The organism is Pseudomonas putida (assembly GCF_005080685.1).
Classification (GTDB): Bacteria; Pseudomonadota; Gammaproteobacteria; order Pseudomonadales; family Pseudomonadaceae; genus Aquipseudomonas; species Aquipseudomonas putida_V.
In genome coordinates this window covers 2,204,650-2,231,118 of the sequence record NZ_CP039371.1, presented here as the reverse complement: position 1 = coordinate 2,231,118, position 26,469 = coordinate 2,204,650, and the positions used below count along the sequence as shown (strand labels likewise).

Below are 26,469 nucleotides of genomic sequence, written 5' to 3'. Positions count from 1 at the left end.
GTGGGAGCGGCCTTGTGTCGCGATTGGGCTGCACAGCAGCCCCCTTTGGCGCCAAAGCGATACACAAATTTTATCCGATACACATAATTATGTTTGACGTTTAATTTTGTATCGCTTACAAATGACTCATGCCTTAGCAGGAGTCGGAACATGTACGCACAGCTAGTGGAAACCGGAGTCAAGCGCGTCAAGTCGCTGGAAGAGATGTCGTTTGAGGAGCGCAACTTCCAGGAAAAGATCGACGCCGAAATCAAGATCGAAGCCAAGAACTGGATGCCCGAGGCCTACCGCCAGACCCTGATCCGGCAGATCTCCCAGCACGCCCATTCGGAAATCGTCGGCATGCTGCCCGAAGGCAACTGGGTCACCCGCGCCCCGAGCCTCAAGCGCAAGCTGCAACTGATGGCCAAGATCCAGGACGAAGCCGGCCACGGCCTGTACCTGTACAGCGCCATGGAAACCCTCGGCGCCGACCGCGACGAAGAAGTCGCCAAGCTGCACAGCGGCAAGGCCAAGTATTCGAGCATCTTCAACTACCCGACCCTGAGCTGGGCCGACATGGGCGCAGTGGGCTGGCTGGTCGACGGCGCCGCCATCGTCAACCAGGTGGTGCTGCAGCGCACCTCGTACGGCCCTTACGCCCGGGCGATGATCCGTATCTGCAAGGAAGAGAGCTTCCACCAGCGCCAGGGTTACGAAATTCTCCTGACCATGATGCGCCACGGCACCCAGGCGCAGAAGGACATGGTCCAGGACGCCATCAACCGCCTGTGGTGGCCCTCGCTGATGATGTTCGGCCCCAGCGACGAACATTCGCCCAACAGCGCCCAGTCGATGGCCTGGAAGATCAAGCGTCAGACCAACGACGAACTGCGCCAGCGCTTCATCGACCAGACCGTGCCGCAACTGGAACTGCTCGGCTGCACCGCGCCGGACCCGGAGCTCAAGTGGAACGCCGAACGCGGCCACTACGATTTCGGCGACATCCAGTGGGACGAGTTCTACGAAGTCATCAAGGGCAACGGCCCGTGCAACCAGGAGCGCGTCGCCACCCGGCGTCAGGCCATCGAGGATGGCGCCTGGGTACGCGAGGCGGCCGTGGCCTATGCACGCAAGCAACAGAACAAGAACGCCGCCTGAACGGCGATTGATGCGGAGATCGAGTATGTCAACCTGGACCCTCTACGAAGTGTTCGTGCGCAGCAAGCACGGCCTGAACCACAAGCACGTCGGCAGCGTGCATGCCGCCGACGCCGCCATGGCCATCGAGAATGCCCGTGAGCTGTACACCCGCCGCAGCGAGGGTGTGAGCCTGTGGGTAGTGCCTTCGGCACTGATCACCGCCTCCTCGCCCGACGAGAAAGACCCGCTGTTCGTCCCCTCGGACGACAAGGTCTATCGCCACGCCAGCTTCTACGAACTGCCCGACGAAGTCGGACACATGTGAGGTTGGCCATGCACAAGCACGATCTGATCCCCTACCTCCTGCTGCTCGGTGACAGCGCCCTGATCCAGGGCCAGCGCCTGTGCGAATGGTGCGGCCACGCCCCGGCGCTGGAGGAAGAACTGGCACTGATGAACGTCGGCCTCGACCTGGTTGGCCAGGCGCGCAACTGGCTGGAATACGCCGCCGAGCTGCTCGATGACGGCCGCGATGCCGACGCCCTGGCATTTCGCCGCGACGAGCGGGCGTTTCGCAACCTGCTGCTGGTCGAGCAACCCAATGGCGACTTCGCCGTGACCATGACCAAGCAGTTCTTCTACGACGCCTGGCATTTGGCCGTGCTCCAGGGCTTGAGCGAGTCCCGCGACGAGCGCATCGCCGGTATCGCCGCCAAGGCCCTGAAGGAAGTCACCTACCACCTGCGCCGCTCCAGCGAGTGGGTGCAACGCCTGGGTGGCGGCACCGACGAAAGCCGTCGGCGCATGCTCGCCGCCATCCCGGCGCTGTGGCGCTTTACCGTCGAACTCACGGCCGGCAGCGACAACGAAGTGCAACTGGCCAACGCCGGCCTCGGCGCCGATCCGGCTGTGGTCGGCGCTGCCTGGCTCAAACAGGTCACGGCGATTTTCGACTCGGTCGAGCTGCCCCTGCCCAAGGCCGCCAGCCACTTCTACCTGAGCGGCCGCCAGGGCCTGCACACCGAGCACCTGGGCCTGCTGCTGGCCGAGATGCAGTTCCTGCCAAGGGCCTACCCCGATGCAACCTGGTGAACTGATCGCCGGGGACCGCGGCGCCCGTGCAGCCCGCGGCGACGACCTCGCTCGGGCCTGGGCAGTGCTGGGCGAAGTCATGGACCCGGAAGTGCCGGTAGTCAGCGTGGTGGACCTGGGGATCGTGCGCGACGTCGACTGGCGCGCCGGCCACCTGCACCTCGTCGTTACCCCGACCTACTCCGGCTGCCCGGCCACCGAGGTGATCGAGGGCGACATCCGCCAGGCGCTGGAACAAGCCGGCTTCGCCGCCCCGGACCTCGAGCGCCGGCTGACGCCGGCCTGGAGCACCGATTGGATCAGCGCCCAAGGCCGTGAACGCCTGCGCGCCTATGGCATCGCTCCGCCGCAAGGCAGCGCCAGCAAGCGCAGCCTGCTCGGCGAAGCCCCCGAGGTGTGCTGCCCGCAATGCGGCAGCGCCCACACCGAACTGCTCAGCCAGTTCGGCTCCACGGCCTGCAAGGCGCTGTACCGCTGCCGCGAGTGCCTGGAGCCGTTCGACTATTTCAAATGCATTTGAGCCGTGGAGATCACCATGAGCCAGTTTCATAGCCTGACCATCAAGCAAGTGCGCAACGAGACCCGCGATGCCGTGTCGATCGCCTTCGACGTGCCTGAGCACCTGCAGCAGACCTTCCGCTTCACCCAGGGCCAGTACCTGGTGATGCGCACCCAGCTGGACGACGAGGAAATCCGTCGTTCCTATTCCATCTGCAGCGCGGTGCAGGACGGCGAACTGCGCGTAGCGGTCAAGCGCGTGCCGGGCGGGCGTTTCTCGGCCTTCGCCAACGAAGTATTGAAGGCCGGCCAGCAACTGGAAGTGATGCCTCCTTCGGGCAGCTTCTTCGTGCCGCTCGACCCGGCGCGCCAGGGCAACTACCTGGGCGTGGCTGCCGGCAGCGGCATCACCCCGATCCTGTCGATCGTCGCCAGCACCTTGGCCAGCGAGCCGCACAGCCGCTTCACCCTGCTGTACGGCAACCGCTCGAGCTCCGGCGCACTGTTTCGCGACAAGCTCGAAGACCTTAAAAACCGCTATCTCGACCGCCTGAACCTGATCTTCGTGTTCAGCCGCGAGCAGCAGGACGTCGACCTGTACAACGGCCGCATCGATGCCGACAAGTGCGGCCAGCTGTTCTCCCGCTGGCTGGACGTGCCAGGCCTCGACGCCGCGTTCATCTGCGGCCCCCAGGCGATGACCGAAACCGTGCGCGACAGCCTGCAGGCCAACGGCATGGCCAAGGCGCGCATTCATTTCGAACTGTTCGCCGCCGCCGACAACACCGCCCGCCGCGAGGCACGTGAAGCGGCGCGCCAGGTGGACTCGGCGCTGAGCCACATCACCGTGATCAGCGACGGGCGGGCATTGAGCTTCGACCTGCCACGCAACAGCCAGAACATCCTCGATGCCGGCAACGCCATCGGTGCCGAACTGCCCTATTCGTGCAAGGCCGGCGTCTGCTCGACCTGCAAGTGCCGGGTGATCGAGGGCGAGGTGGAAATGGACAGCAACCATGCCCTGGAAGACTACGAAGTGGCCGCCGGTTATGTGCTGTCGTGCCAGACCTACCCGGTGAGCGACAAGGTGGTCCTGGACTTCGACCAGCTGTGATTGTGGGAGCGGCCTTGCGTCGCGAAAGGGCTGCGCAGCAGCCCCAGGGATTTCGGCCAAACCATGGATCCAGGGGCTGCTGCGCAGCCCTTTCGCGACGCAAGGCCGCTCCCACAACGACCGTTCACACCGCAATACCCGCGTGACCTCACCAAAACAATTACAACACCCCGAGATCGCAACCCATGACCCCCGAACGCATAGAAAGCATCGCCAACCACCCCGACTTCCAACACTTGGTCCGGCGCAAACGCCGCCTCAACGGCAGCCTGACCCTGGCCATGCTGGTCAGCTACTACGGCTTCGTGCTGCTGGTGGCCTTCTCGCCCAGCACCCTCGGCCAGTCGCTCAGCGGCGGCGTGACCACCGTCGGCATGCTGGTCGGCGTGCTCATGGTGCTGCTGTCCTTCGCCCTCACCGGCCTCTACGTGTACCGCGCCAACAACGTGCTCGACCCGCTCAACGACAAGGTCAAGCAGGAGTGCGCGCAATGAACTGGACCGCCATCTCGATGTTCATGGTGTTCGTCTGCTTCACCCTGCTGGTGACCCGCTGGGCCGCCCTGCGCACCCGCTCGGCCAGCGACTTCTACACCGCCGGCGGCGGCCTGACCGGCATGCAGAATGGCCTGGCGATCGCCGGCGACATGATCAGCGCCGCGTCCTTCCTGGGCATCTCGGCGATGATGTTCATGAACGGCTACGACGGCCTGCTGTATGCCCTGGGCGTACTGGCCGGCTGGCCGATCATCCTGTTCCTGATCGCCGAGCGCCTGCGCAACCTGGGCAAGTACACCTTCGCCGACGTGGTCTCCTACCGCCTGGCGCAGACCCCGGTGCGCCTGAGTTCGGCCTTCGGCACCCTGGCCGTGGCGCTGATGTACCTGGTGGCGCAGATGGTCGGAGCCGGCAAGCTGATCGAACTGCTGTTCGGCATCGACTACCTGTATGCAGTGATGCTGGTCGGCGTGCTGATGGTCGCCTACGTGACCTTCGGCGGCATGCTCGCCACCACCTGGGTGCAGATCATCAAGGCGGTGATGCTGCTCTCGGGCACCACCTTCATGGCCTTCATGGTGCTCAAGCACTTCGGCTTCAGCACCGAGGCGATGTTCGCCAATGCCGTGGCGGTGCATGCCAAGGGCCAGGCGATCATGGCGCCGGGCGGCTTGCTGTCCAATCCGGTGGATGCGATTTCCCTGGGCCTGGGCATGATGTTCGGCACCGCCGGCCTGCCGCACATCCTGATGCGCTTCTTCACCGTCAGCGACGCCAAGGAAGCGCGCAAGAGCGTGTTCTACGCCACCGGTTTCATCGGCTACTTCTACCTGCTGCTGATCGTCATCGGCTTCGGCGCCATCGTCATGGTCGGCACCGAACCGGCCTACCGCGATGCCAGCGGCGCGATCATCGGCGGCGGCAACATGGTCGCGGTGCACCTGGCCCAAGCGGTGGGCGGCAACCTGTTCCTCGGCTTCATCTCGGCCGTGGCCTTCGCCACGATCCTGGCTGTGGTGGCCGGCCTGGCGCTGTCTGGCGCCTCGGCGGTGTCCCACGATCTGTATGCCTGCGTGATGCGCAAGGGCCAGGCCAGCGAGCGCGAGGAAATGCGCGTATCGCGTATCGCCACCCTGGTGATCGGCCTGCTTGCGGTGGTGCTGGGCCTGGTCTTCGAGTCGCAGAACATCGCCTTCCTGTCCGGCCTGGTGCTGGCGGTGGCCGCCTCGGTCAACTTCCCGGTGCTGCTGCTCTCGATGTTCTGGAAGGGCCTGACCACCCGCGGCGCGGTGTGCGGCAGCATGGCCGGGCTGGCCTCGGCGATCGTGCTGGTAGTGCTGGGCCCTGCGGTGTGGGTCAACGTGCTGCATAACGAAACGGCGCTGTTCCCCTACAGCAACCCGGCGCTGTTCTCCATGAGCCTGGCGTTCATCGGCGCGTGGGTGTTCTCGGTCACCGATGGCTCGGCGCGCGCGGCCGAAGAACGGGGCCGCTACCTGGCCCAGTTCATCCGCTCCATGACCGGTATCGGCGCCGCCGGCGCCAGCAAGCACTGATCCATGAACCTGTCGGGTATAACAACAATGAACCGCACGCACTTCACATCGGCCGCCTGCCTGGCCACCCTCGCCCTGCCCTTGTCGGCCTCGGCGGACTTCATCGATGACAGCCACGCCAAGCTGGAACTGCGCAACCACTACATCAACCGCGACTTCCGCCAGAGCAACGCACCACAAGCCAAGGCCGAGGAATGGGGCCAGGGCTTCACCGTCAAGCTCGAGTCGGGCTTCACCGACGGCCCGCTGGGGGTGGGCGTGGATGCCCTTGGCCAGTTGGGCATCAAGCTCGACTCCAGCCGTGACCGGCGCAACACCGGCCTGCTGCCGTTCGGCCCGAACAGCCACGAGCCGGTCGACGACTACAGCGAGCTGGGCCTGACCGGCAAGCTGCGCCTGGCCCAGAGCACCCTGCGCCTGGGTACCCTGCAACCGAGCCTGCCGGTGGTGATGTACAACGATACCCGCCTGCTGGCCTCGACCTTCCAGGGCGGCCTGCTGACCAGCCAGGACATCGACGGCCTGACCTTCAACGCCGGGCGCCTGAGCCGGGCCAACCTGCGTGACTCGTCCGGGCGCGACGACATGGGCTACGGCGCCGCCGTCAGCGACCACCTCGACTTCGGCGGCGGCAGCTACGCCCTGACCGCCGAAACCAGCGTCAGCTACTACTACGCCAAGCTGCAGGACATCTACCGCCAGCAGTTCGTCGGCCTGGTCGATACCCGCACGCTGGGCGAAGGCCTGAGCCTGCGCAGCGACCTGCGCTATTTCGACAGCCGCGAAGATGGCGCCGAACGTGCCGGCACCATCGACAACCGCAACTTCAACGCCATGTTCACCCTCGGCGTGCGCGCCCACAAGTTCACTGCCGCCTGGCAACAGCAGTCCGGCGACAGTGCCTTCCCATTCGTCAATGGCGGTGACCCGTTCACCGTCAACCTGGTGACCTTCAACACCTTCACCCGTGCCGGGCTGGATTCCTGGCAGCTGCGCTACGACTACTCGTTCGCCGCTCTCGGCATCCCCGGCCTGACCTTCATGACCCGCTACACCGACGGCCGCCACGCCGAAACCGCGACCGTCAGCAACGGCCGCGAACGCGAGCGCGACACCGACCTGACCTACGTCATCCAGAGCGGCCCGTTCAAGGACATCAGCCTGCGCTGGCGCAACGTCACCTTCCGTTCCGGCAATGGCCTGACCAACGCCGTGGACGAAAACCGCCTGATCATCGGCTACACCGTGGCGCTGTGGTAACAGCGCCCCCTGGAGGAGAATCACATGTCTATCGCCCCCACCCTGCAGAGCTTCATCGCCGGCCGCTGGCTCGGCCAACACGGCGCGCAAGCGCTGCGCAGCGCCCTGGACGGCCATGTCCTGGCCTATAGCCACGAAGAGCGCCCGGACTTCGCCGAGGCCGTCGACTTCGCCCGCGCCCGCGGCCTGGCCGAGCTGCTGGCCATGGACTTCCAGCAGCGCGCCCAGCGGCTCAAGGCCCTGGCGCTGTACTTGGCCGAGCGCAAGGAGCAGCTGTACGCCCTGTCCCATCACAGCGGCGCCACCCGCGCCGACAGCTGGATCGACATCGAGGGCGGCAACGCCACCTTGTTCGCCTATGCCGGCATCGGCAGCCGCGAACTGCCCTCGGGCAACCTGGTGCACGAAGGCCCGGCCATCGCGCTGGGCAAGCAAGGCAAGTTCGCCGGCAGCCATATCCTGGTGCCACGCGCAGGCGTCGCGGTGCACATCAACGCTTTCAACTTCCCGATCTGGGGCATGCTCGAGAAATTCGCCCCGACCTTCCTCGCCGGCATGCCATGCATCGTCAAGCCGGCCACCTCGACCAGCTACCTGACCGAAGCCGTGGTTCGCCTGATGGACGAATCGGGGCTGCTGCCGGCTGGCAGCCTGCAACTGGTGGTCGGCAGCACCGGTGACCTGCTCGACCGTCTGCAGGGCCAGGACGTAGTGACCTTCACCGGCTCCGCCGACACCGCCGCCAAACTGCGCGTCACGCCCAACCTGATCCGCAACTCGGTGCCGTTCACCGCCGAGGCCGACTCGCTCAACTGCGCCATCCTCGGCCCGGACGTGACCCCGGACAGCCCGGAGTTCGACCTGTACATCAAGGAGGTGGTGCGCGAGATGACCACCAAGGCCGGGCAGAAATGCACCGCCATCCGCCGCGCCATCGTGCCAGCCAAGCATATCGACGCCGTGGCCACCCGCCTGCGCGAGCGCCTGAGCAAGGTGGTGGTCGGTGATCCATCGGTCGAAGGCGTGCGCATGGGCGCCCTGGCTTCCCATGATCAGCAGCGCGACGTCGGCGAGCGCGTGCGTAGCCTGCTGCACAGTTGCGACCAGGTGTTCGGTGCCAGCGATGGCTTCGCTCCGCGTGGCGAAGGCGTGGCCGAGGGTGCGTTCTTCGCCCCGACCCTGCTCCAGGCCCGTGACCCGCATGCCGAAGGCGGCGCCCACGACATCGAGGCGTTCGGCCCGGTCAGCACGCTGATGGCCTACGACGACCTTGACGAAGCGCTGGCCCTGGCCGCCCGCGGCAAGGGCAGCCTGGTGGCGTCCCTGGTCACCGCCGACCGCGCGGTAGCGGCCAAGGCCATCCCGGTCGCCGCCGCCTGGCACGGCCGCCTGCTGGTACTCGACAGCGAAGCCGCGCAGGAATCGACCGGCCACGGTTCGCCCCTGCCGCAACTCAAGCACGGCGGCCCTGGGCGTGCCGGTGGCGGTGAGGAGCTGGGCGGCCTGCGTGCGGTCAAGCATTACCTGCAACGTGCAGCGGTACAGGGATCGCCGAGCATGCTCAGCGCCGTGACCGGTGAATACGTGCGTGGCGCGCAAGTGATCGAGACCGAGGTGCACCCGTTCCGCCGCTACTTCGAGGAGCTGCGCATCGGCGAGTCGCTGCTGACCCACCGCCGCACCGTGACCGAAGCCGACCTGGTCAACTTCGGCTGCCTGTCGGGCGACCATTTCTACATGCACTTCGACGAGATCGCGGCCAAGGAGTCGCAGTTCGGCAAGCGCATCGCCCATGGCTACTTCGTGCTGTCGGCGGCTGCCGGGCTGTTCGTTTCGCCGGGCGCAGGGCCGGTGCTGGCCAACTACGGGCTCGATACCCTGCGCTTCATCAACCCGGTGGGCATCGGCGACACCATCCAGGCGCGGCTGACCTGCAAGCGCAAGATCGACCAAGGCAAGACCAGCCCCCTGGGGCAACCGCAGGGCGTGGTGGCCTGGGACGTGGAGGTGACCAACCAGCTAGGGGAAATCGTTGCCAGCTACGACATCCTGACGTTGGTGTTGAAGAAGGGGTGACCTGCGGGTCGTATGCGAGGGCCGCTTTGCGGCCCATCGCCGGCAAGCCGTCTGCTACGGATTGCCTCATATGCATATGCGAAAAAGGTATTTAAAATCGTTTTTTAAGATTGCTAGTGTTCGCACGCGTACCTGCTGACCAATCAGCGCGCCGCACTCACCTCCAGACCGGGCTCCCCGGCTTCTCGGTATCACGCGCCTGACCTTTGCGTTCGCAGGAATCTTCCAATGCCCCGTTCCGTTGCCCATTCAAGCACCCCAGCAAAACCCCGTCGCCTTGCCACCGCAGTTGCCCTGCTCTGTGGGCTGGCGTCGTCCACGGCCGCCTTCGCCGAGGGCAAGATCAGCATCGCCCAGCAATTCGGTATCGGCTACCTGCTGTTGCATGTGGTCAAGGACCAGCACCTGATCGAGAAACACGCCAAGGCCAATGGCCTGGATGACATCGAGGTCGAATGGCGCACCATCTCCGGGGCCACGGCGATGAACGAAGCGCTGCTGGCCGGCGCAATCGATGTGGTCTCTGCCGGGGTACCGCCGATGCTCACCGTGTGGGATCGCAGCCTGGGCAAGCAGAACGTCAAGGCCGTGGCATCGCTTGGATCGCTGCCCAACTACCTGCTGAGCAATCGTGCCGAGGTGAAGACGCTGCAGGACCTGTCCGAGCGCGACCGGATCGCCGTGCCCGCGGCGGGTGTGGGCTTCCAGTCACGCACCTTGCAGATCGAAACCGCCAAGCTCTATGGCAACGCCGACTTCCAGCACTTCGACAAGATTTCCGTCAGCCTGCCGCACCCGGACGCCACCGCTGCGCTGATCAGTGGCGGCTCGGAAATCACCGCGCATTTCTCCAGCCCGCCATTCCAGTATCAGGCGCTGGAAAACCCCAAGGTGCACAAGCTGATCAGCAGCTACGACATTCTCGGCGGGCAGAGCACCTTCAACGTGCTGTATGCCACGCAGAAATTCCACGACCAGAACCCCAAGACGTACAGGGCCTTCTACGACGCCCTGCGTGAAGCCGAGCAGATCGTCAAGGCCGACAGCGGCAAGGCGGCCGAGACATATATCCGCGTGGAGAACTCCAAGCTGCCACTGGCCTTCGTCAAGAAGATCATCGACGACCCGGAGAACGACTTCACGGTTTCTCCGCAGCGCACCTATATCTATGCCGAGAAACTGCATGAGCTTGGGGTGCTGAAGAACCAGGCAGCCTCTTGGAAAGATTATTTCTTCGAAGAGGCGCAGGCTTATCCTGGCAGTTGAGGTTTGGCTGTGCGGGCCTCTTCGCGGGACAAGCCCGCTCCTACAGGGGTATCACCGTTCCTGAGAACAGCGGGGTACCTGTAGGAGCGGGCTTGTCCCGCGAAGGGGCCCGCACAGACACCCGCAGCTACCCCTCCCACCCCAGCCCCAATGACTTGTGTAACGCCGCAAAGTCCCTCAACAACTGCGCATCCCCCGACACCCGGTTCTGCTGGGCATCGAAGCGGGTGCGCTCGGCGTCCAGCCAATCCAGGGTGCTGGCGGTACCGGCGCGATAGCGCTGGCGGGTCAGCTCGGCAGCACGCTCGGCACTGGCCTGGATACCGCGCAACAGCACCACGTTCTCCCGCTGATGGCCATATCGGGCCAGCGCGCTGTCGGCATCGCGCAGCGCGTCGAGCACGGTGTGGCGATACTGCGCCAAGGCCACGTCACGCCCAGCCTCGGCACCTTCCACCGAAGCCTTGACGCGGCCGAAGTCCAGGGCGTTCCAGGTCAGGCGCGGCACCACCAGCCAGGTGGCGTTATCCTTGCGCGCCAGATGCCCCGGGTCGCCGGCACTGAAACCCAGGTCGCCATACAGGCTCAGTTTGGGAAACCAGTCCGCGGTCTTCTCGCCGATCTGGGCATTGGCCGAGGCCAGTTGACGCTCCGCCGCGCGCACGTCCGGGCGCGCCTTGAGCAGCGCCGCAGGGTCGACCAACGGCACCTGGGCCGGTACGCTCGGTAGCGCGTCAGGCGCTTGCAGGCGAGCGTCGAGCGCGCCTGGCTCAAGGCCACACAGCAGGGCCAACTGGTCGAGCGACTCGACGATCTGCGCCTGCAACGGCAGGCGCTGGGAGCGCGTGGTGTCGGCCTGGGTGATCACCTGTTCGAGCTGCAACTCGCTGGCCACGCCACGGCTGCGCCGCTGCCGGGTCAACTCCAGCACCTGCTGCTCCAGCTCGCTCGAGGCATCGACCAGGGCCAGGCGCTGCTGGCGGTCGCGCAGGTCGACATAGGCCTGCACCACTTCGGCAGCCAATTGCACCTGGGCATCGGCCAACTGCGCGGCGCTGGCGCCAGCACTGGCATCGGCCGCCTCGATGGCCCGCCGGGTGCCGCCGAACAGGTCGACTTCCCAGCTGGCGTCGAAGTCGGCCAGGTACAGGCTCAAAGGCCCACGCCCTCCTCCGCCCTCGCCACCGGTGAACTGCGACACATCTGGCGAGCGCATGCGCAACATCGTCGCATTGGCCGACATTTTCGGGCGCCCGGCGGCCTGCTCGCTGGCAAGGCCGGCACGTGACTGGCGCAGGCGTGCCTGGGCTTCGGCCAGGGTCGGGCTGTCGGCCAGGGCCTGGCTCACCAGCGCATCCAGCCGGGCATCGCCAAGGCCATGCCACCACTGCGCAACGGCAGGTGCGGCAGGCTCGGTGCGGGCGTCATGGGCCAAACGGCTGGCCGCCAGGCTCTTGCCCGCGACTTCGGGCGCGCCCTGATAATCGGGGCCCACCGTGCAGCCGGTGATCGCGGCCAGCACCAGGGTGGCCAGCAGAGTCTTTTGAATCATCGTGCAGCACCTTGCAATTTGCGCGACTTCAGCAGCAGCGCCAGGGGAATGCAGGCCAGCAAGGCCAAGCCCAGCAACAGGAAGGCTTCGCCATAGGTCATCACCAGCGCCTCGCGGGCGATGGTCTGGGCCAGTTGTTCGAGCGATTGCATCTGCGCGTGGACCATGTCGCCGCTCTGGGCGAAAAACGCGGCGGTGCGGCTGGCCATCTGGTCCTGGACCAGCGTGGCGTTGGCGTTGACCGACTCACGCAGCACCGCATCGTGGTAATGCTCGCGGCGGTCGACCAGCACCCCGATCAGCGCCAGGCCAATCGAGCCACCGAGGTTGCGCGCCATGTTGTAGAGGCCGGCTGCGTCGCCGGCTTCGTCGGTCTTGACCGCCGCCATCGAGGCCTGGTTGAGCGGCATCATCGCCAGGATCTGGGCGAACCCGCGAATGATCTGCGAACCCGAGAAATCATGGCCGACGCTGTCAGCGGTGAGCGCCACGTCGAGCAGGCAACTGATGCAGAACAGCGCCAGGCCGATGCTCACCAACCAGCGTGCCTCATAGCGCGCCAGCAGCTTGGGCAGCAGCGGCATCAGCAAGAATGCCGGCACCCCCGATAGCAACATGATCGAACCGGCCTGCTGGGCGTTGTAGCCCGACACGTTGCCGAGAAACTGCGGCAACAGGTAGGAAATGCCATAGATCCCTGCGCCCACCACCGAGACGATCAAAATCACGCTGGCGTAGTTGGCGTTGCGCATCAGGCTCAGGCGAATGATCGGCCGCTTGGCTGTCCACTGGCCGACGGCGATCAGCACGAAGCCGACCACGATCAACGCGGTCAGCCAGAGGATCATCTGCGATTCGAACCAGCGTTCGCGTTGCCCCTCCTCCAGCACCACAGTCAGCGAACTCAGGCCGACGGCAAGCCCGACGATGCCCAACCAGTCGGCTTTGAAAAACTGCTGCAGGTCGAGCTTGTCGGGCTTCAGGCCCGTCCACAACAAGGTCACCAGGGCGATACTCACCGGCAGGTTGAGGAAGAAACACCAGCGCCAACTGGCGTTCTCGGTCAGCCAACCGCCCACCACCGGCCCCATCAACGGCCCCAGCAGCACGGTCAGGCCGAACACGCTCATGCCGATGGGCAACTGGTGTTGCGGCAGGCGGGTGCGGATGATGGTCTGCGCGGTCGGGATCATCGCACCGCCGGCAAAACCCTGGCCGATGCGCCCGGCGATCATGCCGGCAAGGCTGTCGGACATGCCGCAGTACATCGAGAACAGGGTGAACAGCACGGCCATGCTCATCAGGAACCGGCGCAGGCCGAACACCCGCGTCAGCCAGGCGGCGAGCGGGATCATGACGATCTCGGACATCAAATAGCCGGTGCTGATCCAGGTGCCTTCGGTACCGGTGGCGCCGATCTGGCCCTGGATCTGCGGCAGCGCCGAGTTGGTGATGGAAATGTCCAGGGTCGCCAGCAAGGCGCCGAGCGAGCCGGCGGCAACGGCGATCCAGTCGGTCAGCGAGGCATTGCCGGCACGGGCCGGGGCGTCGCCTGCAGTGAGGGTCGCCTCAGCCATGCTTGGCGTCCGGCCCGGTGCGGGTATCGACGTCGACGGTCACCGACAGGCCCGGCACCAGCGCAGGGCGCACGGCCTCGGGAATGTCCAGGACGATACGCACCGGCACCCGCTGGACGATCTTGGTGAAGTTGCCGGTGGCGTTGGAGGGTGGCAGCAACGCGAACTGCGCACCGGTGCCTGGCGAAATGCTCTGCACATGGCCACTCAGTGCCTGGCCCGGCAAGGCGTCGACATGCACGCTGACGGTCTGCCCGGGCGCATGGCGCCAATCTGGGTTTCCTTGAAGTTGGCTGTGAGGTACAGCGACTGCACCGGGACGATGGTCATCAAGCGAGTGCCGGGCTGGGCGAACTGGCCGACCCGCACGCTGCGATCGGCGACGCGACCGGCGATCGGGCTGGTCAGCACGGTATCCTGCAGGTCCAGGTCCGACTGGCGGGCGCTGGCCTGGGACACCGCCAGTTGCGCCTGGGCCTGCTGCAACTGCGCCTTGAGCGTACCGACACGCACCTGCGCGGCGCGCAGCGCGGCCTGCTTGGCGGTGAGCATGGCGCTGTCGCGGGCCAGTTCGTTGTTCAAGGTGGCCAGGCGCTCTTCGGTTTCGGCGCCAGAGCGGGCCAGCGGCGCGTAACGCTGGACCTGGCCGCGGGCATGGCGCAGGTCGGCCTCGGCCCCGGCCACTTCCGCCTGGGCCTGGGCGATGCTGGCGTCCTGCAGGGCGAGTTCGGCTTCGGCGCGGGCGACATCGGCCTGGCGCGCCTTGACCGTGGCGGTCGATTGGTCCGCTGCGGCCTGGTAGTTACCATAGTCCAGCCGGGCAAGCGCCTGGCCGGCGGCGACCTGCTGGTTATCGGCCACCAGCACCTCGGCGATGTAGCCGCCGACCTTGGGCGCGACGGTCATGCTGTCGGCCTGCAGGTAGGCATCGTCGGTGGTTTCGATGAAGCGCCCCACCCAGTACCAGTGCCCGGCCCACGCCAGCGCGGCCAGAGCGGCGAGCGCCCCCAGGCCGAGCAGTACGGTTTTCGGGCTGCGGCGTTTTTCGCCTGGTAGGTCAGGGGCCTTTGCAGGTTGCAGATGGTCTTGCTGACCAAGGGGGCGTTCGGAAGACATGCCGACGGGATTCCAAAATTATTCCAGTTGTAAAAAAATGTATCTCCCGCAGCTTTATGTCAAGTGGTATATTTTCCTACATCATTGTCAGTAGGTGCCCGCATGGCTCGACACAAACCCACTGCCGAAGGCGGCTATCAACGTGGCGAAGAAACCCGCGCGCGCATCGTCGACAGCGCTTTGCGGCTGTTTGGCGAGCGCGGCTTCGAAGGCGCCTCGACCCGAGAAATCGCTACCGATGCCGGCGTCAACGCACCTGCCCTGCAGTACTACTTCGACAACAAGGAAGGCGTTTACCTGGCCTGCGTCGAGCACCTCATCGACCGCATCTGGGAACAACTGGCCGCGCCGGTCGAACAAGTCGAACAGGTACTGGCCGAGCCGCAGTGCAGCGACGAACAGTTGATCGAGGTCTACCTGACGCTGATCGGCGGCTTCATCGCCTTCATTCACGACAGCCCGTCGGCCCGCGACTGGCGCCTGTTCATGGCCCGCGAACAGGCCGGCCTCGGCCCACCGGGCACCCCGCAACTGATGGACGAACGCCTGCACCGGCGCATCGGCCGCGTCACCAGCACCGTGGTCGGACGCCTCACCGGGCTGCCTGCCGACGATGAGCGCACCCTCATCCGCACCTTCGCGATCAACAGCCAGGGCATGGTGTTCCGGGTGCTGCGGCGCCAAGTGCTGGGAGTGCTGGGCTGGGACAGCATCGATCGCCAGCGCATGGAGACGGTGCGCGAAGTGCTGCTCGGGCAGACGCGCCTGACCCTGCAGGCCCTGGTACAGGAACGCCTGGCCGGACGACTCTGAAGCGCCGACGCAGACGATCTCTGTACGCATTTTTGACGGTTTCATCACAATTCGATTGCTAGCTTTGCCCCCCTCGGCCGCAAGCGCCTTTTTGCGCACCACCGCGGCCCTCTGGATATGGGTAAAACGTGTCGACTTCCTCCCCTTCCCGCCGCAAGGTGGACTGGGCCGGCCTGGGCTGGCTGCTACTGTTCTTCTGGTACTTCTCTGGCGTCACCCAGGCGCTGATCCTGTTCAGTGGCACCAGCGGCTTCGCCGGCTTTCGCGACGCCTTCTTCCTCAGCAGCCTGTGGCTGGCCCCGGCACTGCTGCTGCCGCGCTTCACCCGTGGCCTGGCGGCGCTGATCGGCCTGGTGCTGTGGGCAGCCTCGCTGGTGGGCCTGAGCTACTTCGGCATCTACCGCCAGGAGTTCTCGCAGAGCGTCATTTTCGTGATGTTTGAATCCAACAGCGCCGAAGCCGGGGAGTATTTCAGCCAGTACTTCAGCCTGGGGCTGTGCCTGGCCCTGCTGCTCTACAGCGTGGTGGCGGTGCTGCTGTGGCGCCGCGTCCGGCCCTGCACATGCCGGCGCTGCCGCGTGTGGCGCTGGCCGTGCTGCTGGTGGCGGCCAACCTGGTGTACCCGTTCTACAAGCAGATGGTCGGCCAGGAGCGTAACTTCGCCGATGCCCTGGAGAAGGTCCAGCAACGCATGGAACCGGCAGTGCCCTGGCAGTTGGCGGTCGGCTACGCGCAATACCGCCAGCAACTGGGCAACATGCAGAAGCTGCTCGACCAGAATGCCGCCCTGCCGCCGCTGAACGACCTCAAGGACAGCAGCGGCGCGGCGCCGCGCACCTTGGTGCTGGTGCTGGGCGAATCGACCACCCGCGAGCACATGCACCTCTACGGGTATGGACGCCAGACCACGCCCAACCTCGATGCCCTGGCCGCCGCCGACCACAACCTCACGGTGTTCCAGGACGTGGTGTCGCCGCGCCCTTACACCATCGAAGTGATGCAGCAGATCCTCACCTTTGGCGATGAACAGCACCCCGACCGCTTCCTCGATTCGCCATCGCTGATCAACCTGATGAAGCAGGCTGGCTACAAGACCTTCTGGATCACCAACCAGCAGACGATGACCAAGCGCAACACCATGCTCACCACCTTCTCGCAACAGACGGACGAGCAGTACTACCTGAACAACCAGCGCAACCAGAACGCCCGCCAGTACGATGACGTGGTCCTGGCGCCGTTCGACAAGGTGCTGGCCGACCCTGCGCCGAAGAAGTTGATCATCGTCCACCTGCTGGGCACCCACATGGACTACCGCTACCGGTATCCCGCAGAGCTTGCCCAGTTCAAGGACCGCCAAGGCGTGCCGCCGAGCCTGTCCGACGACCAGGTGGAAACCTACAACGCGTACGACAATGCCGTGCTGCACAACGACCTGGTGGTCTCGAACCTGATCAAGCACTACGCCGCGACCACGCCCAACGGCTTCCTGGTGTACTTGTCCGACCATGGCGAAGAGGTCTACAGCAGCGGCAAGCATGACCGCCTGGGGCGCAACGAGGGCGCGCCGACCCGGCCGATGTACACGATTCCGTTCCTGGTCTGGACGTCGCCGAGCTGGCAGCAGGCCCACCCGCGGGACTTGCAGGCGGTCAGCCAGCGGCCCTACAGCAGCTCGCACCTGATTCACACCCTGTCAGACCTTGCCGGCCTGAGCTACGACGGTTTCGAGCCTAGCAAGAGCCTGGTGGGCGAGCAGTTCGTGGCCATGCCCCGTTGGATCGGCGACCCTTATGCCAAGAACGGGCTGCACGAGTTCGACCAGTTGCCGGTAGGTAATGGGCAGCGAGCGCAGCAGTTGGCCAAGGGCAACAAGGCGCCAGGTACTGCGGCCACGCGGGCGTTGAAACCACAAGGACACCCGTCACAGGTGCAAGGCCGAAGCTGAGAGGGGACGACCAAGTGGTGTAGGCGATGACGCCCGCCGTTTGTTTTGGGGTTCCTCACGGATTAGTGGGGGCCGGGCGTTGGCTTGGCTTGGCTTGGCTTGGCTTGGCTTGGCTTGGCATTTAGATCGTGAGCTGATCCATTGTGTGTAGCGGCGCTACTGGCCCCTTCCGCCTTTACGGCGGGTCCCTTTTTTCTTGGAAAAAGGGACGCAAAACCGCTCGCTGGTATGACTCACCCACATGGGTTACAAATCAGTTCACGCACATAGGTAACAGTTTTTAACTGGCAGGGTCGGTTTTTCGAGGATCTGACCATGCCTTGGCGAGAGCTGAAACCTATGGACATGAAAACGCTTTTCATCGCGGATTACCTGCAGGGTCCGCCTAGCTTCAGCGCCCTCTGCGAGGCCTACGAGATCAGTCGAAAGACCGGATACAAATGGGTCGAGCGGTACGAGAAAGAGGGCCCGGCGGGCCTGGAGGAGCGCAATCGTCGCCGGCTGACACAAGACTGGGTTGTACCCGTCGCCGTTCGCGAGGCCATCATCGAGCTGCGTGGTCAAGGCCAGACGGAGCCTGGACCCAAGAAGATCCAGGCAGCATTGCAGGCGCGTTTTCCCGACCAGGCGCCTCCCTCCAAGACCACGATCTACAACATCCTCAAGAAGGCCGAGCTGATCAAACCGCGACGCCTGCGTCAGCGTGTAGCGGTCTATCCCAAGCCATTGGAGAAAGCGGAGTCGCCCAATCAGCTATTCACTGCGGACTACAAAGGCCAGTTTCTGACAGGAGCAGGGGTCTGGTGCTATCCGTTGACGATCATGGATCACGCCAGTCGCTTCTTGCTTGCGTGCCACAGCATGGCCAACACGAACTTCCTGGAGACACAGGCTGTGTTCGCTGAGGTCTTTCGCGAAAACGGGCTACCTGAACGTATCCGAACCGATAACGGCGTGCCGTTTGCGAGTAAAGGACGCGCAGGCCTCTCCCAGCTGTCCATTTGGTGGCTGCGCCTGGGCATTATTCCTGAACGTATTGCGCCTGGCAGGCCGGAGCAAAATGGTCGGCACGAGCGTATGCACCGGACACTCAAAAGTACGCTTCCATCCCCGCCTGCAGTGGCTTGGGAGGCTCAACAGCGGCACTTCGACCGCTTTCGGCAACACTACAATTACGAGCGATTGCACGAAGCGCTGAAGCAGAAAACGCCGGCGTCCTGTTATCAGCCTTCGCCACGCCCGTTTCCGGAGCAACTACCCGAAATGACTTACCCCAGTCATATCGAGAGCCTGCAAGCTGATTGTAGTGGCATCGTCAACCGCCGGGGTTTGAGGATCTATGTAGGTTATGTGCTCAAGCACCAGACCATTGGGCTGGAGCGGGTCGGGGATGGGGTGTGGGATGTTATTTTCGGCCCAATCATTCTCGGCAGGGTCGATGAGCGAGAAGCCGATGATGGTTATGTAAGACTTCAGGTGTTGTCACCTATGTGAACGAACTTTTGTGTAACCCATGAGGGTGACCCGTACACGCTCCTGCATCCGGCCCTCCGCTTCGCTACGGGTCCCCTCGCTGCGGCGCCTTCCGGGCCCGCGCGGCCTACGACTTGCTCCGCAAGTCTACATCTCGCGCCTTCGGCTACGCCGAAGGGTGCTGCGCACCTGGCCCTACAGGCGCCTACGCTCGGCCTCCTGACGTCGCGAAGTTAGGGGCGGCGCCTGCACTGGCGTTATCTTCGAAAGAGACACCGCGCTATCCGCTGCAACACAAAGCGATAGGTAAAGGTAAGCGAGAGCGCAGCGATTCGCCTGCCGTTGCTCTGGCTTTTGATCTGGCTTTTGATCTTGATCTACCCGCGACCTCAGGAGGCCGAGCGTAGGCGGCTGGAGGGCCAGGTGCGCAGCACCCTTCGGCGTAGCCGAAGGCGCGAGATGTAGACTTGCGGAGCAAGTCGTAGGCCGCGCGGGCCCGCAAGCCGCCGGAGCGAGGGAACCCCGAAGCGCAGCGTAGGGGCCGTATGTGGGAGCAAGCGGTTTTGAGCAACTTTTTCCAAGAAAAAAGTTGCCCGCCGTAAAGGCGGAAGGGGCCAGTAGCGCCGCTACACAAAATGGACCGTTCCCAGCCTCACTGCCAAACCAAACCAGCTCCCCACACCCCGTGAAGAACCTTTCTGGCACATCAGCCAGCGGTCAGAGGGGGGGACTTTCCCAGTAGCGAATCCGCCCTAACACACAAAGGCCTTGGCAGCCTGCTTTGCACAGCCTGCCAAGGCCTCGTTCACATCAATGACAACCGTTACAGCGCGCTCGCGATCAACCCGCCGCGACCACGGTGATCTCCACCAGCAGATCGGGGGATGCCAGGCGCGACTCGACCGTCGCCCGCGCTGGCGCATGCCCCTCCGGCGCCCAGGCATCCCAGACCTCGTTCATGCCGGCGAAATTGGCCGCGATGTCCGACAGCCAGACCTGGGCGGTAAGAATGCGGGTCTTGTCCAGGCCGGCCTTGGCCAGGTAGTTGTCGATCTTTTCCAGCACCTGCGCAGTCTGGCCCTTGATGTCCAGGCTGCGGTCGGTGGCGGTCTGGCCGCCAAGGAAGGTGAAGCCGTTGCACTGCACCACGCGGCTCATGCGCTGATTGGTTTCGATACGGGTAATGTCGAGCATGGAATCTCCTCAATGTTGCACGATGGATGGAGCGGGTTGAATGATCGGGGCCGGCGTGGCCCTGGTGAATCGGTCGATGGCGAACGCCTCAAGGTCTATGTCGGAGTGCTCGCCCAGGATGAGCTGGGCCAGGCGTTTGCCGGTGCCAGGGCCCATCTGGAAGCCACTGCCGCAAAAGCCGAAGGAATAGCTCAGGTTGCTCGCCTTGCGACTGCTGCCGATCACCGGCAGGTCGTCGGCGGTGAACGCTTCCACGCCTGCCCAGACGCGGTTGACGGCCAGGTGGCGCAAATGCGGGAACAGGTCGGTGACGGTGCGCGCGCTGGTACCCAACCGGGCCATGTCGACTTCGCCGTGGCGGGCGGGAAAGTCCAGCGAGCCGATTAGCTTGCCGCCAATCACCAGGGTGCCATTGGCGAACTGCTTGAACGACAGCGCCCGGCCAGTGGCGCCCAGCACGGGCTGGCAAAACGGCGCGACACGGTGGGTGACCATCAGCATCAGGCCCTCGGGGTGCAGCGGCACCGCTTCGCCCACCTGGGTTGCCAGGTCCGCTGCCCAGGCACCTGCCGTGACCACCAGGTGTTCGGCGCAGAAGCGCCCTGCCGGGGTGCTGACCTGCCACTGGTTGCCGACCTGCTCGATACCTTGTGCAGGCGTGCCTTCATGGATGTGGACCCCCACGTTCTGCGCAGCCAGGCGAAATGCCGTGACGGCCTTGAAGGGTTGCGCGTAGCCGTCGCCCTCGACCCAGATACCGCCGGTCACATGCCGGGCCATGGCCGGCAGCCGTTCGCGCACCTGCTGCTGGTCGAGCAATTGTTCGTGGTGAAAGCCCAGGGCTTGCAACTGCAATACCCGCTGCCGGCACGCCTGCAGTTCGTCCAGGTTCTCGGCCACCTTGAGCTGCCCGCTGGGCACGAAGCTGGCGTCGTCCCCCAACAGCGCCGGCAACTCATGCCACAGCGCACTCGACGACAACGACAACGGGATCTCGGGTATATGCCGGCCCAGCGTCCGCACACCACCGGCATTCACTCCGGAGGCATGCCGCCCGCAGTACTCGGCCTCGAGCAGGGTCACCTTGACCCCGGCCCGAGCCAGGTGCAGCGCCGTGCTCAGGCCATGGATGCCACCGCCTATCACCAGGACGTCGGCTTGGCGCGATGTCGATTCAATCACCGGCCAGCTCCCCCAAGGTGATGGGTTTGATGGGCGGACGGATACGGTAGTAGCCGACCTCGGCCGCCGAAACGCCGCGGGCATCGGCGATGACTTCCGTCACCGTCAGCCCGCACAGGCGCCCCTGGCACGGGCCCATGCCACAGCGCCCGAACGACTTGGCCTGGTTCGGCCCTGTGCAACCAAGGCCGACGAACCCTCGCAACTGGCCGGCCGTGATTTCCTCGCAGCGGCACACCAGCACGTCGTCGGCGGGGATACGGTTGGCGGGCTTGGGCTGGTAGAGCGCATCGAGAAACGGCCGGATGCGCAGGTTGGCGTCCAACTGGTCGCGCAGCGGCTGGGCGTGGCGGTCTCGTTCGGCCTCCTCGAGCTTGCCCAGTCGGGCAGCGATGCCCAATGCCGTGAGTTGCCCCTGCAGCGCCGCCGCCTGGGCACCACCGATACCAGCACCATCGCCCGCGACGTAGACACCCGGTACATCGAGTTCGCCCCAACCGTCGGTGACCGGGCGGAAACACAACTGCTCGCCGTCCCAGGCATGCCCTGCCCGCAGCGACTGGCTGAACTGGATGTTCGGCACCACGCCCTGATGCAGCAGCACGCAGCGCGTATCGATGCGCCGCGCCTGGCCGGCCGCCGTGAACGTCAGGGCTTGCGCCGCCTCCTCGCCCACGATTGCCAGGTGCTCGGCGCCTTTGTAATGGGCGATGCCTGCACTGCGTAGGCTGCGCATCAAATCCAGGCCCTTGCGCAGGTAGGGCCAGGCACGCAACGCGGCGAACAGGTGACGGCGCGCCCGCCAGTAGTCCTCGGCGCGGGTGGTGTCGACCAGTGCCTTGATCTGCACCCCGGCGCGCAGGTACTGCCAGCCCAGCAGGTACAGCAGTGGTCCGCAGCCCGCCAGCACCACCGGCTCGCTTGGCGCCAGCCCCGCGCTTTTCAGGAGGATCTGCGCAGCGCCTGCGGTCATCACCCCCGGCAGTGTCCAACCACTGATCGGGAACGGCCTTTCCATGGCACCGGTCGCCAGTACCACCGCCCTGGCTTGCAGGGTCCGCATGCTGCCGCCCTGCAGGTAGCTGACCTGGTGCTCACGGGTCACCTGCCATACCGCCGCGCCCTGCTCGACGCACACCCGCGAAGCCGCCAGTGCCTGCGCCAAAGCGTTGCCCTGGGCATAGTCGGGGCCAGCAGATCGCGCCGCGACAACGGCGCCAGGGTGATACCGCGATAGATCTGCCCGCCCGCGCTGCCCTGCTCGTCCAGCAACACCACTTGCATGCCCAGGTCGGCCATGCGGGTAGCCGCCGCCATGCCGGCTGGGCCGGCTCCGATCACCACGACATCGACGTTCCGAGGGTTCATGGCTGCACCTCCACGGCCGGCACGCTTGCCGGTTGATAGATCAGGTCGCGGGCACCTTCTTGCGAGCGGATGCGCATGCCCTCCTGCACTTCGATCAAGCAACTCTGGCGATTGGGCACGCCATCGATTTCCACCAGGCACTCGAAGCACACGCCCATCATGCAATACGCAGCGCGTGGCGATTCGCTGACGGGCGTGGCACGAAACCGCCGGACCCCGGCCATCAGCATCGCGGCGGCCACGCTCATGCCTGCGGGAACGCTCAAGGGTTGGTCATTGAAGCTCAGGCTCACCGAACGCGGCGTGCCGGCTTCGCTGATGACGGGTTTGAACAGTGGATCAGTGAGCATGGGAAAACACCTTGTCTTCGAGGAAGCGCTCGCCTGCGAACGCCTGCAGTTCTTCGGGTCTGGTCGCGCCCATGATCCACGGCGCGATGCGCAAGGCATGGGCGGCGGCCAGGGTCACACCGCTGTGGCAGGTGACCACGAACGCGCCTGGGTGGCTTGCCGACTGCTGGTAGATCGGATAACCATCCGGGCTCAGCACGCGCAATGCCCCCCAGGCCCGGACCAGGCGCACATCGCGCAGCAACGGAAAGGTCGCGATGCCGCGTCGGGCGATCGCCGCGAGCACCTCGCTGCTGGTGCTGTCGTCGAAGCCAACCTCCTCCATGGAGTCGCCCAGCTGCACGGTGCCTTCGTCGGTCTGGCGGACATTGATGGTCGGGTAATCGAGAAATGGCTGCAGCCGCTCGCTGATCAGCACCTGGCCGCGGTTCGGCGCCACCGGGGCATGCAAGCCCACGTGCCGGGCCAGGATGGCATTGCCCAGCCCCGCCGCGAGCACCACGCGAGGTGCGACGAAGCGTCCCTGGCGGCTGACCACGCGAAACTCGCCAGGCGCACTGTCGATCCGCTCGACCTGAACCCCGCTGCGCACCACCACACCCTTGGCCTGTGCCGCGGTGTGCAAGGCACGCAGAAGTTTCAGCGGATTCACGTGGCCGTCCTGGGGCGTGTAGCTGGCGCCCACCACGGCTGGCCCAATCAACGGCAAGCGGGCCTTGAGCTCAGCTGCATCGAGCATCTGGAACGGGTAGTCGCCCACGGTTCGCTGCAGGGTTTGCAAGCGTGCCTGGCGTTCCAGCAGCTCTTCGTCGCTGAAACACATATGAAAGCCGCCGGGCTGACGCAGGTGCACGTCGACACCGCTGTCGGCCAGCAGGGACTGGGCGAAGGCTGGCCAGCGCGTTGCCGAAGAGCGGGTCCAGCGCGCGTATTCGGGCAGGTCATGGCCCTTGCCCTGGACCCAGACCAGGCCGAAGTTGCCTCGCGATGCGCGAAACGCATCATCGCCCTGGTCCAGCACCCGCACCGCAGCGCCACGGCAAGCCAGGCCATAGGCCACGGCCATGCCCACCAGGCCACCGCCGATCACGATCACATCCTGCTGCTGCAGATCCTGGTTCATTTGCCTTCTCCGATCAGCACCCGGTCGAGCCCGACCAGCCGGTCCAGGACCAGCATCAGCAGAACAGTGCCGACGATCAGCACTGCCGACACGGCGGTGATCAACGGGTCGATGGTCTGGGAAATCTGGTTGTACATGGCCACCGGCAGTGTGGTGGTGCCGGGGGTGGCAACGAAAACGGTCATGGTCAGTTCGTCGAAGCTCTGGATGAACGCCAGCATCCAGCCGCCCATCACGCCGGTGCGGATGCGCGGCAGCACCACCCGGTAGAACGCCGTCCAGCGGCGTGCGCCGAGCGACAGCGCGGCGTGCTCGATGTCGCGCTCGAGGCCGATGGTCGATGCCAGGGTCAGGCGCAGCGCATAAGGCAGCACGACGATCACGTGGGTCAGGGCCAGCGTCCACAACGACCCGCCGATCTGCGCCACCGAAAAGAAGCGCAGGAACGCGATGCCCAGCACCACGGACGGAATCATCAGCGGTGACAACAGGAACCCGGTAATGGCGCCCCGCCCCGGAAACGCATAGCGACTGATCGCCAGCGCCGCAGGTATCGCCAGCAGCGTGGCCAGCGTGGCCGAGACCAGCCCGAGCTTGAGCGACAGGTAGAATGCGTCGAGCATTTCCTGGTTCTCCAGCAGCGTGCGGAACCAGCGCAACGACAAGCCATCGGTCGGCAGTGACAGGTAGCCCTTGTCGGTGAATGCCATGGCCATCACCACCACCAGCGGGGCGGCGATGAAGGTGACGAAGGCGATGTGGAACAGCAGCGAGAAAAATCCGTTCTTGTGCATGGCGGCTTACTCGAAGACTTGCTTGAAGCGGCGCTCGGCCAGCTTGCTGCAACCGAGGATGATGACCAGGTTGGCCACCAGCAGAAGCATCGCGATGGCGGCGCCAAGGGGCCAGTTGAGTGTCCCGAGGAACTCGTCGTAGGCCGCTGTCGCCACCACTTTCAGGCGCCGCCCGCCGATGATCGCGGGGGTGGCGAAGGCCGAGGCAGCCAGGGCGAAGACGATGATCGAGCCGGACAGGATGCCGGGCATGATCTGCGGCAGGATGATGCGGCGGAACACGGTCACGCGCGATGCCCCGAGCGACAGGCCGGCCCATTCGACCTGCAGGTCGAGGCGCTGCAAGGTGGCCCACACGGCAATGACCATGAACGGCACCAGCACGTGGGTCAGCGCAATGATCACGCCCACCTGGGTGAACATCATCCGCACCGGTTGCTCGGTGATGCCCAGGGCCTGCAAGGCGTCGTTGATCAGGCCGTTGTTGCCCAGCAGGATCGCCCAACCCAGGGTCCGCACCACCACCGAGATCAGCAGCGGCCCCAGCACCACCAGCAGGAACAACGATCGCCAGCGCGGCGCCATGCGCGCGATGATGATGGTCTCCGGCACGCCGGTCAGCACGCACAGGGCCGTGACCGCCAGCGCCATGGCGCCGGTGCGCAGGAAGATCTCGTGGAAGTACTCGTCCTTGAACACCTCCAGGTAGTTGCCGAGGCTGTAGCTGGGCAAGACCTCGCCGGCCTCGCTGAACAGGTTGAGCGAAAGCAACCCGGTCAACAGCAGCGGTACCAGCAGCAGCGCGACGAACACCAGCAGCGCCGGGCCGCTGAGCATCCACGGCGCGGCGCCGACGTGCTCGGCATCATACCTGGCCATGGGCGACCTCCCGGTCCAGCAGCCGCAGATCGTCGTCGGACCAGTCCAGGCCGACCTCGCTGTGCTCCTCGGGCGGTGGCGCGCCGAGGTTGGGCTGGGTCATGTGGACCACGCCGAAGTGGCTTTCCACGGCGATCAGCCACAGGTTGCCGAGGAACACGCGCAAGCGGATCCGGCCGTTCATGCGGCCCTTGCCCGCCTCGGTCAGGCGGATCTTCTCCGGGCGGATGTAGACGTTCACCTCATCGCCCAGCGAGCGGTCCTCGTGGGGCACGTGCAGCAGCGTGTCCTTGACCTGCACATGGCAGCAGCGCGCATTGCGCGTTTGCACGGCGCCAGCGAAAGCGTTGGTCTTGCCCAGAAATGCCGAGGCGAAGGGCGAATGCGGGCGTTCGTAGGCCTCGAAAGGCGTGTCGATCTGCACGATCCGGCCCCTCTGCATCACGGCGATGCGGTCGCTCATGGTCATCGCCTCGACCTGGTCGTGAGTGACCAGGATCGTGGTGATGCCCAGGTCGCGCTGAATCGCCCGCAGTTCGATGTGCATCTCCTCGCGCAGCTTGGCATCGAGGTTGGACATCGGTTCGTCGAGCAATAGCAGGTTCGGCCTGATCGCCAGCGC

The 26,469-nt window shown here is 65.2% G+C and carries 24 protein-coding genes and 2 pseudogenes; 13 read left to right on the top strand and 13 right to left on the bottom strand.

All coding sequences use genetic code 11. The annotated features are described in order from the left end of the window. The first annotated feature begins 150 nt into the window (after positions 1–150). The 10 genes and pseudogenes from paaA to E6B08_RS10230 all read left to right on the top strand — a co-directional run bounded on the left by paaA (position 151) and on the right by E6B08_RS10230 (position 10,481). Complete coding sequence (gene paaA, locus E6B08_RS10275) at positions 151–1,140, top strand: 1,2-phenylacetyl-CoA epoxidase subunit PaaA (protein WP_136913896.1); 990 nt, start codon at positions 151–153, stop codon at positions 1,138–1,140. Between the two features lie 25 nt (positions 1,141–1,165). Beyond that, positions 1,166–1,447 (top strand): 1,2-phenylacetyl-CoA epoxidase subunit PaaB, encoded by a 282-nt coding sequence (paaB, locus tag E6B08_RS10270; RefSeq protein ID WP_136913895.1) that lies wholly within the window; start codon positions 1,166–1,168, stop codon positions 1,445–1,447. 8 nt (positions 1,448–1,455) lie between these two features. Then, positions 1,456–2,214, top strand: a complete 759-nt coding sequence (gene paaC / locus E6B08_RS10265) for a 1,2-phenylacetyl-CoA epoxidase subunit PaaC (protein ID WP_136913894.1) — start codon at positions 1,456–1,458, stop codon at positions 2,212–2,214. Beyond that, the gene (gene paaD / locus E6B08_RS10260) at positions 2,201–2,734 is read left to right on the top strand and encodes a 1,2-phenylacetyl-CoA epoxidase subunit PaaD (protein ID WP_136913893.1); all 534 of its coding nucleotides are present in this window, start codon (positions 2,201–2,203) and stop codon (positions 2,732–2,734) included. The genes paaC and paaD overlap by 14 nt, the downstream gene beginning before the upstream one ends. 15 nt (positions 2,735–2,749) lie before the next feature. Next, the gene (paaE, locus tag E6B08_RS10255; RefSeq protein ID WP_136913892.1) at positions 2,750–3,826 is read left to right on the top strand and encodes a 1,2-phenylacetyl-CoA epoxidase subunit PaaE; all 1,077 of its coding nucleotides are present in this window, start codon (positions 2,750–2,752) and stop codon (positions 3,824–3,826) included. A 185-nt stretch (positions 3,827–4,011) separates the two neighbouring features. Continuing rightward, positions 4,012–4,320: a DUF485 domain-containing protein gene (locus tag E6B08_RS10250; RefSeq protein WP_136913891.1), complete on the top strand. Its 309-nt coding sequence runs from the start codon at positions 4,012–4,014 to the stop codon at positions 4,318–4,320. After that, positions 4,311–5,879 (top strand): annotated as a pseudogene (locus tag E6B08_RS10245) (cation acetate symporter); the annotation flags it as partial. The gene E6B08_RS10250 and the pseudogene E6B08_RS10245, both read left to right, overlap by 10 nt. A 27-nt stretch (positions 5,880–5,906) precedes the next feature. After that, on the top strand, positions 5,907–7,139 hold the full coding sequence (locus E6B08_RS10240) for an OprD family porin (RefSeq protein WP_136913889.1): 1,233 nt from the start codon (positions 5,907–5,909) through the stop codon (positions 7,137–7,139). Positions 7,140–7,163: 24 nt separating this feature from the next. Next, positions 7,164–9,215, top strand: a complete 2,052-nt coding sequence (paaZ, locus tag E6B08_RS10235; protein ID WP_136913888.1) for a phenylacetic acid degradation bifunctional protein PaaZ — start codon at positions 7,164–7,166, stop codon at positions 9,213–9,215. A gap of 228 nt (positions 9,216–9,443) precedes the next feature. Beyond that, the gene (locus tag E6B08_RS10230; protein WP_136913887.1) at positions 9,444–10,481 is read left to right on the top strand and encodes an ABC transporter substrate-binding protein; all 1,038 of its coding nucleotides are present in this window, start codon (positions 9,444–9,446) and stop codon (positions 10,479–10,481) included. A gap of 127 nt (positions 10,482–10,608) precedes the next feature. Here the strand turns inward: E6B08_RS10230 and E6B08_RS10225 are convergent, their stop codons facing one another. Genes E6B08_RS10225 through E6B08_RS10215 form a run of 4 tightly spaced genes read right to left on the bottom strand, consistent with a single transcriptional unit; the run spans position 10,609 to position 14,726 of the window. Beyond that, the gene (locus E6B08_RS10225; protein ID WP_136913886.1) at positions 10,609–12,033 is read right to left on the bottom strand and encodes an efflux transporter outer membrane subunit; all 1,425 of its coding nucleotides are present in this window, start codon (positions 12,031–12,033) and stop codon (positions 10,609–10,611) included. Continuing rightward, positions 12,030–13,610: a DHA2 family efflux MFS transporter permease subunit gene (locus tag E6B08_RS10220; RefSeq protein ID WP_136913885.1), complete on the bottom strand. Its 1,581-nt coding sequence runs from the start codon at positions 13,608–13,610 to the stop codon at positions 12,030–12,032. Before E6B08_RS10220 ends, E6B08_RS10225 begins: the two co-directional genes overlap by 4 nt. Next, entirely contained in the window at positions 13,603–13,851 is a 249-nt protein-coding gene (locus tag E6B08_RS31080) for a hypothetical protein (RefSeq protein ID WP_238349304.1), read from the bottom strand. Before E6B08_RS31080 ends, E6B08_RS10220 begins: the two co-directional genes overlap by 8 nt. After that, complete coding sequence (locus E6B08_RS10215) at positions 13,818–14,726, bottom strand: HlyD family secretion protein (RefSeq protein WP_238349303.1); 909 nt, start codon at positions 14,724–14,726, stop codon at positions 13,818–13,820. Before E6B08_RS10215 ends, E6B08_RS31080 begins: the two co-directional genes overlap by 34 nt. A 102-nt stretch (positions 14,727–14,828) precedes the next feature. Here E6B08_RS10215 and E6B08_RS10210 point away from each other — a divergent pair, with 102 nt between their 5' ends. The 3 genes and pseudogenes from E6B08_RS10210 (at position 14,829) to E6B08_RS10200 (ending at position 18,978) form a co-directional block, all read left to right on the top strand. Next, positions 14,829–15,539, top strand: a complete 711-nt coding sequence (locus E6B08_RS10210; RefSeq protein WP_136913884.1) for a CerR family C-terminal domain-containing protein — start codon at positions 14,829–14,831, stop codon at positions 15,537–15,539. Positions 15,540–15,667: 128 nt separating this feature from the next. Beyond that, positions 15,668–17,484 (top strand): annotated as a pseudogene (locus tag E6B08_RS10205) (phosphoethanolamine transferase CptA). Positions 17,485–17,799: 315 nt separating this feature from the next. Then, complete coding sequence (locus E6B08_RS10200) at positions 17,800–18,978, top strand: integrase core domain-containing protein (RefSeq protein WP_136913166.1); 1,179 nt, start codon at positions 17,800–17,802, stop codon at positions 18,976–18,978. Positions 18,979–19,797: 819 nt separating this feature from the next. Here E6B08_RS10200 and E6B08_RS10195 read toward each other — a convergent pair. The 9 genes from E6B08_RS10195 to E6B08_RS31475 are packed head-to-tail and all read right to left on the bottom strand — an operon-like array spanning position 19,798 to position 26,442. Further along, a complete protein-coding gene (locus tag E6B08_RS10195) occupies positions 19,798–20,151 on the bottom strand; it encodes a RidA family protein (RefSeq protein WP_136913883.1) in 354 nt (117 codons plus the stop codon). 9 nt (positions 20,152–20,160) lie between these two features. Further along, positions 20,161–21,333 carry an NAD(P)/FAD-dependent oxidoreductase gene (locus E6B08_RS10190; protein ID WP_136913882.1) on the bottom strand — a complete coding sequence of 391 codons (1,173 nt, stop codon included), beginning with the start codon at positions 21,331–21,333 and terminating at the stop codon, positions 20,161–20,163. Continuing rightward, positions 21,326–22,498, bottom strand: a complete 1,173-nt coding sequence (locus tag E6B08_RS10185; RefSeq protein WP_265411741.1) for an FAD-dependent oxidoreductase — start codon at positions 22,496–22,498, stop codon at positions 21,326–21,328. Before E6B08_RS10185 ends, E6B08_RS10190 begins: the two co-directional genes overlap by 8 nt. Next, positions 22,435–22,701, bottom strand: a complete 267-nt coding sequence (locus E6B08_RS31300) for an FAD-dependent oxidoreductase (RefSeq protein WP_265411740.1) — start codon at positions 22,699–22,701, stop codon at positions 22,435–22,437. The genes E6B08_RS10185 and E6B08_RS31300 overlap by 64 nt, the downstream gene beginning before the upstream one ends. Next, a complete protein-coding gene (locus tag E6B08_RS10180) occupies positions 22,698–23,051 on the bottom strand; it encodes a (2Fe-2S)-binding protein (RefSeq protein ID WP_136913881.1) in 354 nt (117 codons plus the stop codon). The genes E6B08_RS31300 and E6B08_RS10180 overlap by 4 nt, the downstream gene beginning before the upstream one ends. After that, positions 23,041–24,174: an NAD(P)/FAD-dependent oxidoreductase gene (locus tag E6B08_RS10175; protein WP_136913880.1), complete on the bottom strand. Its 1,134-nt coding sequence runs from the start codon at positions 24,172–24,174 to the stop codon at positions 23,041–23,043. Before E6B08_RS10175 ends, E6B08_RS10180 begins: the two co-directional genes overlap by 11 nt. Continuing rightward, the gene (locus tag E6B08_RS10170) at positions 24,171–24,968 is read right to left on the bottom strand and encodes an ABC transporter permease (RefSeq protein ID WP_136913879.1); all 798 of its coding nucleotides are present in this window, start codon (positions 24,966–24,968) and stop codon (positions 24,171–24,173) included. The genes E6B08_RS10175 and E6B08_RS10170 overlap by 4 nt, the downstream gene beginning before the upstream one ends. Before the next feature lie 6 nt (positions 24,969–24,974). After that, a complete protein-coding gene (locus E6B08_RS10165) occupies positions 24,975–25,847 on the bottom strand; it encodes an ABC transporter permease (RefSeq protein ID WP_136913878.1) in 873 nt (290 codons plus the stop codon). Beyond that, positions 25,834–26,442, bottom strand: coding sequence for an ABC transporter ATP-binding protein (locus tag E6B08_RS31475; RefSeq protein WP_416194394.1), 609 nt, complete (start codon positions 26,440–26,442; stop codon positions 25,834–25,836). Before E6B08_RS31475 ends, E6B08_RS10165 begins: the two co-directional genes overlap by 14 nt. Positions 26,443–26,469 lie beyond the last annotated feature (27 nt).

What these genes read in the sequence shown, in the direction of transcription:
- paaA (WP_136913896.1), top strand. Translation starts at nt 151, where the DNA reads ATGTACGCACAGCTAGTGGAAACCGGAGTCAAGCGCGTCAAGTCGCTG.
- paaB (WP_136913895.1), top strand. Translation starts at nt 1,166, where the DNA reads ATGTCAACCTGGACCCTCTACGAAGTGTTCGTGCGCAGCAAGCACGGC.
- paaC (WP_136913894.1), top strand. Translation starts at nt 1,456, where the DNA reads ATGCACAAGCACGATCTGATCCCCTACCTCCTGCTGCTCGGTGACAGC.
- paaD (WP_136913893.1), top strand. Translation starts at nt 2,201, where the DNA reads ATGCAACCTGGTGAACTGATCGCCGGGGACCGCGGCGCCCGTGCAGCC.
- paaE (WP_136913892.1), top strand. Translation starts at nt 2,750, where the DNA reads ATGAGCCAGTTTCATAGCCTGACCATCAAGCAAGTGCGCAACGAGACC.
- E6B08_RS10250 (WP_136913891.1), top strand. Translation starts at nt 4,012, where the DNA reads ATGACCCCCGAACGCATAGAAAGCATCGCCAACCACCCCGACTTCCAA.
- E6B08_RS10240 (WP_136913889.1), top strand. Translation starts at nt 5,907, where the DNA reads ATGAACCGCACGCACTTCACATCGGCCGCCTGCCTGGCCACCCTCGCC.
- paaZ (WP_136913888.1), top strand. Translation starts at nt 7,164, where the DNA reads ATGTCTATCGCCCCCACCCTGCAGAGCTTCATCGCCGGCCGCTGGCTC.
- E6B08_RS10230 (WP_136913887.1), top strand. Translation starts at nt 9,444, where the DNA reads ATGCCCCGTTCCGTTGCCCATTCAAGCACCCCAGCAAAACCCCGTCGC.
- E6B08_RS10225 (WP_136913886.1), bottom strand. Translation starts at nt 12,033, where the DNA reads ATGATTCAAAAGACTCTGCTGGCCACCCTGGTGCTGGCCGCGATCACC.
- E6B08_RS10220 (WP_136913885.1), bottom strand. Translation starts at nt 13,610, where the DNA reads ATGGCTGAGGCGACCCTCACTGCAGGCGACGCCCCGGCCCGTGCCGGC.
- E6B08_RS10215 (WP_238349303.1), bottom strand. Translation starts at nt 14,726, where the DNA reads ATGTCTTCCGAACGCCCCCTTGGTCAGCAAGACCATCTGCAACCTGCA.
- E6B08_RS10210 (WP_136913884.1), top strand. Translation starts at nt 14,829, where the DNA reads ATGGCTCGACACAAACCCACTGCCGAAGGCGGCTATCAACGTGGCGAA.
- E6B08_RS10200 (WP_136913166.1), top strand. Translation starts at nt 17,800, where the DNA reads ATGCCTTGGCGAGAGCTGAAACCTATGGACATGAAAACGCTTTTCATC.
- E6B08_RS10195 (WP_136913883.1), bottom strand. Translation starts at nt 20,151, where the DNA reads ATGCTCGACATTACCCGTATCGAAACCAATCAGCGCATGAGCCGCGTG.
- E6B08_RS31300 (WP_265411740.1), bottom strand. Translation starts at nt 22,701, where the DNA reads ATGAACCCTCGGAACGTCGATGTCGTGGTGATCGGAGCCGGCCCAGCC.
- E6B08_RS10180 (WP_136913881.1), bottom strand. Translation starts at nt 23,051, where the DNA reads ATGCTCACTGATCCACTGTTCAAACCCGTCATCAGCGAAGCCGGCACG.
- E6B08_RS10175 (WP_136913880.1), bottom strand. Translation starts at nt 24,174, where the DNA reads ATGAACCAGGATCTGCAGCAGCAGGATGTGATCGTGATCGGCGGTGGC.
- E6B08_RS10170 (WP_136913879.1), bottom strand. Translation starts at nt 24,968, where the DNA reads ATGCACAAGAACGGATTTTTCTCGCTGCTGTTCCACATCGCCTTCGTC.
- E6B08_RS10165 (WP_136913878.1), bottom strand. Translation starts at nt 25,847, where the DNA reads ATGGCCAGGTATGATGCCGAGCACGTCGGCGCCGCGCCGTGGATGCTC.